Consider the following 8,084-nt stretch of genomic DNA (forward strand, 5'->3'; position numbering starts at 1 on the left):
AACGCGCAGCGTTTCGCGCTGCTCGGCTGGGTCGCCGCGCAACTCGCGCAGCACCTGGACCCGGCGTGGTCGGCGCAGATCGTCAATGCGCACGACTGGCATGCGGGGCTCGCGCCCGCCTATCTGAAAGCGGCCGAACGAGAACAGGGCCGCGCGCCCGCGCACAGCGTGTTCACGATTCATAACCTCGCGTACCAAGGCGTTTTTCCCGCGCATCAGTTCGGCCAGCTGGGTTTGCCGGCCGACTTCTTCAGCGTGCACGGCGTCGAGTTCTATGGCCAGCTGTCGTTCCTGAAGGCGGGGCTCTACTACAGCGACCGTATCACCACCGTCAGTCCGACTTATGCGCGCGAGATCCAGACGCTCGCGCACGGCGGCGGGCTCGACGGGCTGCTGCGCCATCGCGCGCACGATCTGAGCGGGATACTCAACGGGGTCGACTACACGGTGTGGAATCCCGCCAGCGATGCGCTGCTCGCGACGCACTACAGCGCGTCGCGCCTCGCCGGCAAGCTCGCATGCAAGGAAGCGCTGCAAAAACGCTTCGGGCTCGCGCAGAAAAGCGACGCGCTGCTGTTCGGCGTCGTGAGCCGTCTGACCGAGCAGAAAGGCCTCGATCTGCTGCTCGGTGCGGTGCCCGAGATCGTGAGGCGCGGCGGGCAGCTGGTCGTGTTCGGCACCGGCGACCCGGCGCTCGAGACCGGCCTCCGGATGGTCGCGCAGGCGCATCCGCAATCGGTCGCGGTCGAACTCGGCTTCGACGAAACGCTCGCGCATACGATCATCGCGGGCAGCGACGTGGTCGCGGTGCCGTCGCGTTTCGAGCCGTGCGGACTCACGCAGCTCTACGCGCTCGCCTATGGGACGCTGCCGCTCGTGCATTGCGTCGGCGGTCTCGCCGATACGGTCGTCGACGCGTCGCTGGAAAATCTCGCCGACGATCTCGCCACCGGCTTCGTGTTCGAACGCTTCGAGCCGAGCGGGCTCGCGGCGGCGATCCGGCGCGCGTTCGCGCTCTATGGCCGGCGCACCGAATGGAAGGCCGCGCAACGGCGCGCGATGCGCCAGGACTTCGGCTGGGGCGCCTCCGCCGAACGCTATCTCGCGCTTTACCGGGAACTCGTCTGACGCCCAGGCCGTGCGAATCGCCCGCTTTCGTAAAGATTGAAAGGCGTGTGACGGTTCGACGCAACAGCGATCCGTGCGATCGACTCGCACCGGCCCGAACTCCTGTATTGTTTGTCGATTAACCGGACGGTGCAGGGCAGGCATTTTTCCTGCGATAGCCGGATCAGACATCTCTGCCACGCGGCGCTCGATCATTAGCCCGCCCACGCAGCGCCCCTTTCCGTATTTCGTTGATCGCGCCAGACCGGTTGCGCGAGTCTTACCATGGCCAAAAACGTTCTGAGCATTCAGCCCCATGTCGTGTTCGGTCACGCCGGCAACGGCGCGGTCGTGTTTCCAATGCGCCGGCTCGGCGTCAACGTCTGGCCGCTCAACACCGTGCAGTTCTCGAATCACATGCAGTACGGACACTGGAGCGGCAGCGCGATCGACGCGGCGCAAATGGAAGAACTCGTCGAGGGCATCGGCGCGATCGGCATGCTGCCGCGCTGCGACGCAGTGCTCTCGGGTTATCTCGGTACGCCAGAACAGGCGCGCGCGGTGGTCGAAATCGTCAAGACCGTGAAGGCCGTCAATCCACGCGCGTGGTACTTCTGCGATCCGGTGATGGGCAACTCCGGCGGCTCGAATGTCGAGCCGGGCATCCAGGAATTTCTGGTGCGCGAGATGCCGCAAGTGGCCGACGCGATCGCGCCGAATCATACCGAGTTGCAGCGCCTCGTCGGCCGCGAGATCGAAACGCTCGAAGAAGCGGTCGCGGCGTGCCGTGAAGTGCTCGCGCGCGGGCCGAAGCTCGTACTCGTCAAGCATCTGCTCGATCGCAACAGTCCCGCCGACCGCTTCAACATGCTCGTCGTCACCGCGCGCGAAGCATGGATGGGACAGCGCCCGCTCTATCCGTTCGCGCGGCAGCCGGTCGGGGTCGGCGATCTGACGAGCGCGGTGTTCGTCGCGCGCACGCTGCTCGGCGATTCGGTCCGCGCGGCATTCGAACACACGCTCGCCGCGGTGAACGCGGTGGTGAAGGCGACCTGGCAAGCCGGCCGCTACGAACTCGAACTAGTCGCGATGCAGAACGAAATCGCGCAGCCGCGCGAGTGGTTCGACGCGTGGGTCGCGGACACCGCGTGAACGCGCTCGCCTGGGTGGCACTCACATGCCGCCACACTACCGCTGACATGCCGCGGATGTTTGCCGTGGGCGCCACCGCATGCCGGTACCCGATGCCGCCGCTGTTTGCGGCCAGCGGCATCCCCGGCATCGCAACCGGAGACCCGCCCGGTCGCGCTGATTGCGGCGCCCGCTCGGCGTTCGCCGGCACCGCTCCGATACGCGTCCTATAATGCGAGCCGCGTGGACGCGACTCAGCCGCCGTCGTCCCACGCACTTTTCAGGCACCCGGCATTCAGCAGACGAGGCATCGATGGACGGTCATATCCGCAGCGAGCGGGAAGAATATTTTGAGCAGTTGTGCATCAGCGTCGACGCGGACGAAACGCACGAACAGGAAGCGATCGAGTTCTTCGAGAACCAGTTCGAGCAGCCCGACTTCGATCCCGCGCAGTGGCTCGACATCGCGCTCTACTACTCGCCGGCCGTCGCGCGCGGCATCGTCGACATGGTGACGCCGGACGACAAAGCGCGCAGCAACATCGCCGAAATCATCGCGGAGAATCTCGACATCTCGTACGGCGAGGACGACTGCCAGCAGTTCGCGGAAACGATTGAATTCGCTGTGAACAACGGCGTGCCGGTCGATCTCGACGTCGTGCTCGATGGTTGCCAACGCGCCATCGACGATCTCGACACATGGGCCGACGAAGACACCCAGGCGCCGTTGCTGCGTCTGCGTGAAGAACTGCTGCGCCAGCAAGGCGAGCGGTAAGCAGCAGCGCCGCACTGTCCCGGCCGGCGCGCTCGCGCCGGTTTCTTAAGCATATGCCGTATCCGCACCCCACGCGGAGCCCGATACGGCAAGCCAGCACCTACGCCGTACGTACATTCCCTGTGCGCCCGACGGGCGCCTCGCGAGCTGTGCCGTAATGCGCACCCAAAACGCCGCGAACTGCCAAGACGACCGCAAATTGGCTTCCTATATTCGCCGCAGATCGATCGACCGCGGACACGTTGCAAAGCACAACGCCACTGCGCGTATTCCAGCATTGTGACCAACGACCGATGGTTCGTAGTCTGTCGATACGCGGCTGTTGCTTCGGCTTCCTGCGTTGTATTGCGTTGCTGTACGGGCTTATCTGTTTGCATTGCTTCTTGCTGTGTTGCCGATTTCATCACACCGTCGATGCCAGGAGAGACCATGAGTATTCAGAACACGCTCAAACCCGTCGCCATGCTCGTTGGCGCGATGTTTGCCATCGCTCCGCTCGCCGCTTTCGCCGACGACCTGCCGGTCAAGATCGGTTTTGCCGCGCCGCTGACAGGCGCCAACGCCGGTTACGGCAAAGACCTGGAAAACGGCGTGCGGCTCGCCATCGACGAAGCCAATCAGAAGAAGATCAAGATCGGCGACAAGATCGCCCATTTCGAACTGGTCTCGCAAGACGATCAGGCCGACCCGCGCGTCGGCGTGCAGGCCGCGCAGAAACTGGTCGACTCGGGCGTCGCGGTGGTCGTCGGCCACTTCAACTCCGGCACGACGATTCCGGCCTCGCAGGTCTACGAACAGGCCGGCATTCCGATGCTCGATCCGGCCGCGACCAATCCGATCATCACCGGGCGCGGCTTCGCCAACGCGTTCATGGTGATTTCGACCGACGCGCAGAACGCCGGCAACGCGGGCGCGTACGCGGTCGACGTGACCAAGGCCAAGCGCATCGCGATCATCGACGACCGCACCGCGTTCGGTCAGGGCGAGGCCGACGAATTCGAGAAGGCGGTGAAGGCGCACGGCGGCACGATCGTCGCGCGCGATTACACCGACAACCACGCGGTCGACTTCAGCACGCAGATCACCAAGTTCAAGGGCGCCAATGCGGATCTCGTATTCTTCGGCGGACTCGACAGCCAGGCGGCGGGCTTCGCGCGGCGCATGAAGCAGCTCGGTCTGAGCGCGCAACTGGTCGGCGGCGGCGGCGTGATGGACGAGGACTTCATCAAGCTCGCCGGCGACGCGGCCGACGGCGCGATGGCCTGGGAATATGGCCGCCCGCTCGCGCAGTTGCCGGGCGGCAAGGACTTCTCGGCGAGGTTCAAGAAGGAGTTCGGCGTCGATATCCTGTCGTATGCGCCGTTCGGCTACGACGGTGCGTGGGTCGCGATCAGGGCGATGCAGAAGGCGAAGTCCGACTCGCCGAACGTGTACCGTCCGGTGCTCAAAGCGATCGACTACGACGGCGTGACGGGCAAGATTTCGTTCGACAGCACCGGCGCGTTGAAGAGCGGTGCATCGACGCTGTATCAGGTGAAGAACGGCGCGTGGGTGCCGGTCGTCACGAAGAGCGGCACCTGATCGGCAAGCGGTATCCGCTGGGGCGAGCGCGCGCTGCACCGTGATGAGCCGATGCAGGGCCGCCGCCGCGGCGCCGTTTCAGCGCGCCGCTATGTCACCGCTGGCTTCACGATCACCTGCGCGTCGAGATCGCGCTCGATGCGCACGAGGTCGTCGCGGATCGCCGCGAACTCGTCGGCGGAACACATCTGATGCCCGAAGGCGGCCCGCAGGTGACGGCTCACCTGCAAGGTCCGCGTCGCCGGATCGAACACGTAATGCGAGGAAAACGCGAGCATCGGGTCCTCGACGGTGCTGTCGGCGGGCAGATCCGTGACCCGCGCGAAACGCGGCAACGTCATTTCCAGCGTCTCGTCGAACTCGCCGCCGATGCACGCCCACGGCTGCGTTCTCACCGGCTCGGCAAGCCACGTGTCGAGCTGCGACGCCATTCCGCCCGACAGGCTCGTCAACGCCGGCACCGCGGTGGTGCCGTCGCGCCACAGCAGATGCGGCACGCTGCCCTGCATCGACGTGGCGAACGGCCCGCCCGTTAGCCCGACCTCGTCGGTCTGTAATTGCGCGCTGCCATGCAGGCCGGTCTGCAACAGACGGCTCGCCGCGATCTGTTGTGCGCGCTGCCGCGTCGCGCGCCGGAACATGTTGCGTTCGAGCTCGGCCGTATAGCCCGCATCCTCGACGCGATACGCGTAATGCGCGGCGCCGTTCCCGTCGATATCGACCTGCACGCGCGCGCTGCGCTCGCGCGCTTGCGTGGCCGGTGTGCGCGCAAGCACGCCCTGATCGACGAGCAGCACCGGCCGGTCCATCACGCCCGCCGGCAGATAGCCGAATTCGGTGCCGCCCGCGGTCGTATCCGCGAACTGCGACAGCTCGGGAATCCAGATGATCGCGTGATTGATCGCGCTCGCGCCGTAGCCCGGCACCCCCGGCAAGCTGTAGTACGGCCCGAGATCGAGCAGCACCGGCTCGCTGCGGATACCCACCGCGGCGAGCAGCGCGCCGTACAGCGCGACGTGATCCTTGCAGTCGCCGTAGCGGTTGCGCAGGATATCGGCGGCCTTGTGCGGAATCGCCGCCGTCTCGCCCAGAAACAGCGCGACGTAGCGGATGTTCATACGCAGCCAGTCGTACAGCGCGCGGGCTTTCGCGCGCGGATCGGTGAGCCCCGCCGTCAGGCTCTGCGCGAGAGCCACGATCGCGGGATCGTCGCGCGTCGCGTCGCGGCTCGCGGGTTCGCGATAGCGCGCGGCGAAGCTCGCGAAGTCCGGTACCGTCGACACCATCAGCCGGTCGCCCCAGTTCGCGTAACCGACCGCGCCCGCTTCGAGCCGCGCATACGGGCCGTGCCGGTAGTCGAACTCATAGCGGGTGCGGCCGTTCGCGGTGACCGGCGGCAACGCGACGTAGCCGCGCGCATCGGCGTAAAGCGGCACGTCGGCGGGCAGCTCGAAGATCAACCGCTGCAACTCGACCGGCTCGCGCGACGGTTCGACCAGATACGCGAAGGTGCCGGCCTGCAACGGCTTCGCACGGGTCTTTCGAAATGCCAGATGCACACGCGAACCGCGCTCGACGCCAGGAAAGATCACCGTGCGCAACACGCCATCCTCGAAACTGGGCGCGCCGGCCGAGCGCGGCTCCTGCACGTCGCGAATCGCTTCCGGGCCGACCGCGTGCGCGGTGCCGTCCGGGTCGATCGTGTCGGCAGCCAGCAATTGCACCTGTTCGATGTCCTTGTTGAACCACACGTAGCGCTGCGCGATATCGTCGACACCGCTTGCGGTATCGGCGCGCAGCACGGTGTCGTCGTGCTCCTCGATGGAGCCGTCTTTCTGGATCACGAACAGATGGACGTCGCGCTCGATCGTCGACGGCGCGGGCTCGTCGCTGACCGTCGACATTTCGTCGGCGGCGGCGAACCTGGGGAACGCGACGAGACACACGGCAAGCAGTGCGAGAACGCGCATTCGCGGCGCGATCCGCGCATCGCCTCCGGCGCTCGCGCGAGCATGCGTCATCAACGTCAATCTCCGCTGTCAAGCTGGCTCAACAACGTCTGCAACTTTTCCACATGCCTGAGCAGCAGGTGCCGATGCTTGTCGATCTGTTCGAGCCGGCCGGCCAGGTCCGCGACGGTGCGCTCGTCGAGTTCGGCCGCGGCGATCACGTCCTCGACTTTTGCGCGCATCGTCGACAGTTCCACCGGCGCGTGAAGCAGATGACGCTCGAAACGCCGGACTTCTTGCGTCGCGAGCTCGCGCACCTTGCGAAAATGCGCGTGACGCCGGTTCGCTTCGACGTCGAGCGTGTCATCCTCGATGCGCCGCGGAGAGGCTGGCTGACCGAAAATCGGCTCGGGCCGCAACACCGTTCTCTTGCGTACCGGATGCGCGGTGCCGCGAAAGCGCGCGAGCGGCTGCTCGTTGTCGATCGCGTCGCGCGCATTCGGTGGAATTTCGTGCCCGCCATGCGGCACATCCATCCAGCCAGCCGGCAAGCCGGTGACCGCTTCCACGCCGCGCACGAATTCCTCGCTGAATTCGCGCTGGCCCGCGAGCATCAGCTTCAGATAGCTCGCGGAAAAAGTCATCATGCGCGCGAGCCGGTTCGCGGCACCGACCTCGCCGGTCAGCAGTACCAGATTCGCTCGCCACACTTGCAGCAGCAATTCCTCGGAGTCTTCCATCGCAGGGTGGTTCCTTCCTGTGGCCCGATGAACCGATGACAGCGTCGCGCACGTCATCGTTTTGAAAGCGTAGCCGCTTCGGCGCGTCGCATGCAATCCCGCCTGCGCGATTCGCGCGCGGCTGTTGCGTCGATGTCAAAAGACGTCAACGCAATATGCGAAAGGCCGCGGGAATCCGCCCCCATTCCATCCGGGCTGTTGACACTTTTTTTGCAGCGTTTTTCCTGTTGCATCGACGCACGGATGCGCACGTTGTGACTGTTTTCGACCGCGCAATGTGGCATGCTTACGCGCCGATGCGGCACGCACCGTGCTGCATCGCTTGCTCTATAACATTGACTTAAGGGTTCTGTAATGAAGAAAATCGTTCTCGCCATTTCCGCAGCCGTCGTAACCCTGAGCGCGATCGCTCCCGCTCAAGCTTATGAGCATCATCGTGAATGCCACAAGGTGCGCGTTCATCATCACTGGGAAAAGCGCTGCCATTGATGGCGTGATGCCGGGCCGTCGCGGCGCGGCACGCCTCGTAAAGCCCCGCTGACGCGGGGCTTTTTTTTCGCCCGCCCGCGATGCCCGGATCGCACCCGCATTCGCCGTCCCATACATTCCACGCGAACCCGGCGGCATGCAATGACGGACACATGCTGTTACACGTTCGCGATCCGCTAAGCGCATCCGCGCGACGCGAGGCCAGGTGAAGTGCCGATTGATGTGTCGAACGACGTGGTGCGTGACGAACTGTGCGCCGGCCAGCACGATCGCGGCCACGATCACGATCTCGCGCTCGTGCGGATACACGCG

The 8,084-nt window shown here is 65.3% G+C and carries 7 protein-coding genes; 4 read left to right on the plus strand and 3 right to left on the minus strand.

The window, feature by feature from the left end:
- The 4 genes from glgA to VGH68_RS12560 all read left to right on the plus strand — a co-directional run.
- A partial coding sequence (gene glgA / locus VGH68_RS12545; RefSeq protein WP_331603942.1) for a glycogen synthase GlgA occupies nt 1-1,128 on the plus strand: 1,128 nt, incomplete at its 5' end.
- A 264-nt stretch (nt 1,129-1,392) separates the two neighbouring features.
- Nucleotides 1,393-2,259 carry a pyridoxal kinase PdxY gene (pdxY, locus tag VGH68_RS12550; protein WP_331603943.1) on the plus strand — a complete coding sequence of 289 codons (867 nt, stop codon included), beginning with the start codon at nt 1,393-1,395 and terminating at the stop codon, nt 2,257-2,259.
- Nucleotides 2,260-2,551: 292 nt separating this feature from the next.
- Entirely contained in the window at nt 2,552-3,013 is a 462-nt protein-coding gene (locus tag VGH68_RS12555; protein WP_331603944.1) for a hypothetical protein, read from the plus strand.
- Nucleotides 3,014-3,442: 429 nt separating this feature from the next.
- Entirely contained in the window at nt 3,443-4,594 is a 1,152-nt protein-coding gene (locus VGH68_RS12560) for a branched-chain amino acid ABC transporter substrate-binding protein (protein ID WP_331603945.1), read from the plus strand.
- Nucleotides 4,595-4,683: 89 nt separating this feature from the next.
- Here the strand turns inward: VGH68_RS12560 and VGH68_RS12565 are convergent, their stop codons facing one another.
- From VGH68_RS12565 to VGH68_RS12575, 3 genes are all read right to left on the minus strand, one after another.
- Nucleotides 4,684-6,564 carry a DUF3857 domain-containing protein gene (locus tag VGH68_RS12565; protein WP_331603946.1) on the minus strand — a complete coding sequence of 627 codons (1,881 nt, stop codon included), beginning with the start codon at nt 6,562-6,564 and terminating at the stop codon, nt 4,684-4,686.
- Nucleotides 6,565-6,620: 56 nt separating this feature from the next.
- Nucleotides 6,621-7,283 carry a hypothetical protein gene (locus VGH68_RS12570; protein ID WP_331603947.1) on the minus strand — a complete coding sequence of 221 codons (663 nt, stop codon included), beginning with the start codon at nt 7,281-7,283 and terminating at the stop codon, nt 6,621-6,623.
- 327 nt (nt 7,284-7,610) lie between these two features.
- Nucleotides 7,611-8,084, minus strand: a 474-nt coding sequence (locus VGH68_RS12575; protein WP_331603948.1) for a hypothetical protein, incomplete at its 5' end; no start/stop codon positions are given.

It is taken from the genome of Paraburkholderia sp. (assembly GCF_036488505.1).
In the GTDB taxonomy this organism is placed as follows: domain Bacteria; phylum Pseudomonadota; class Gammaproteobacteria; order Burkholderiales; family Burkholderiaceae; genus Paraburkholderia.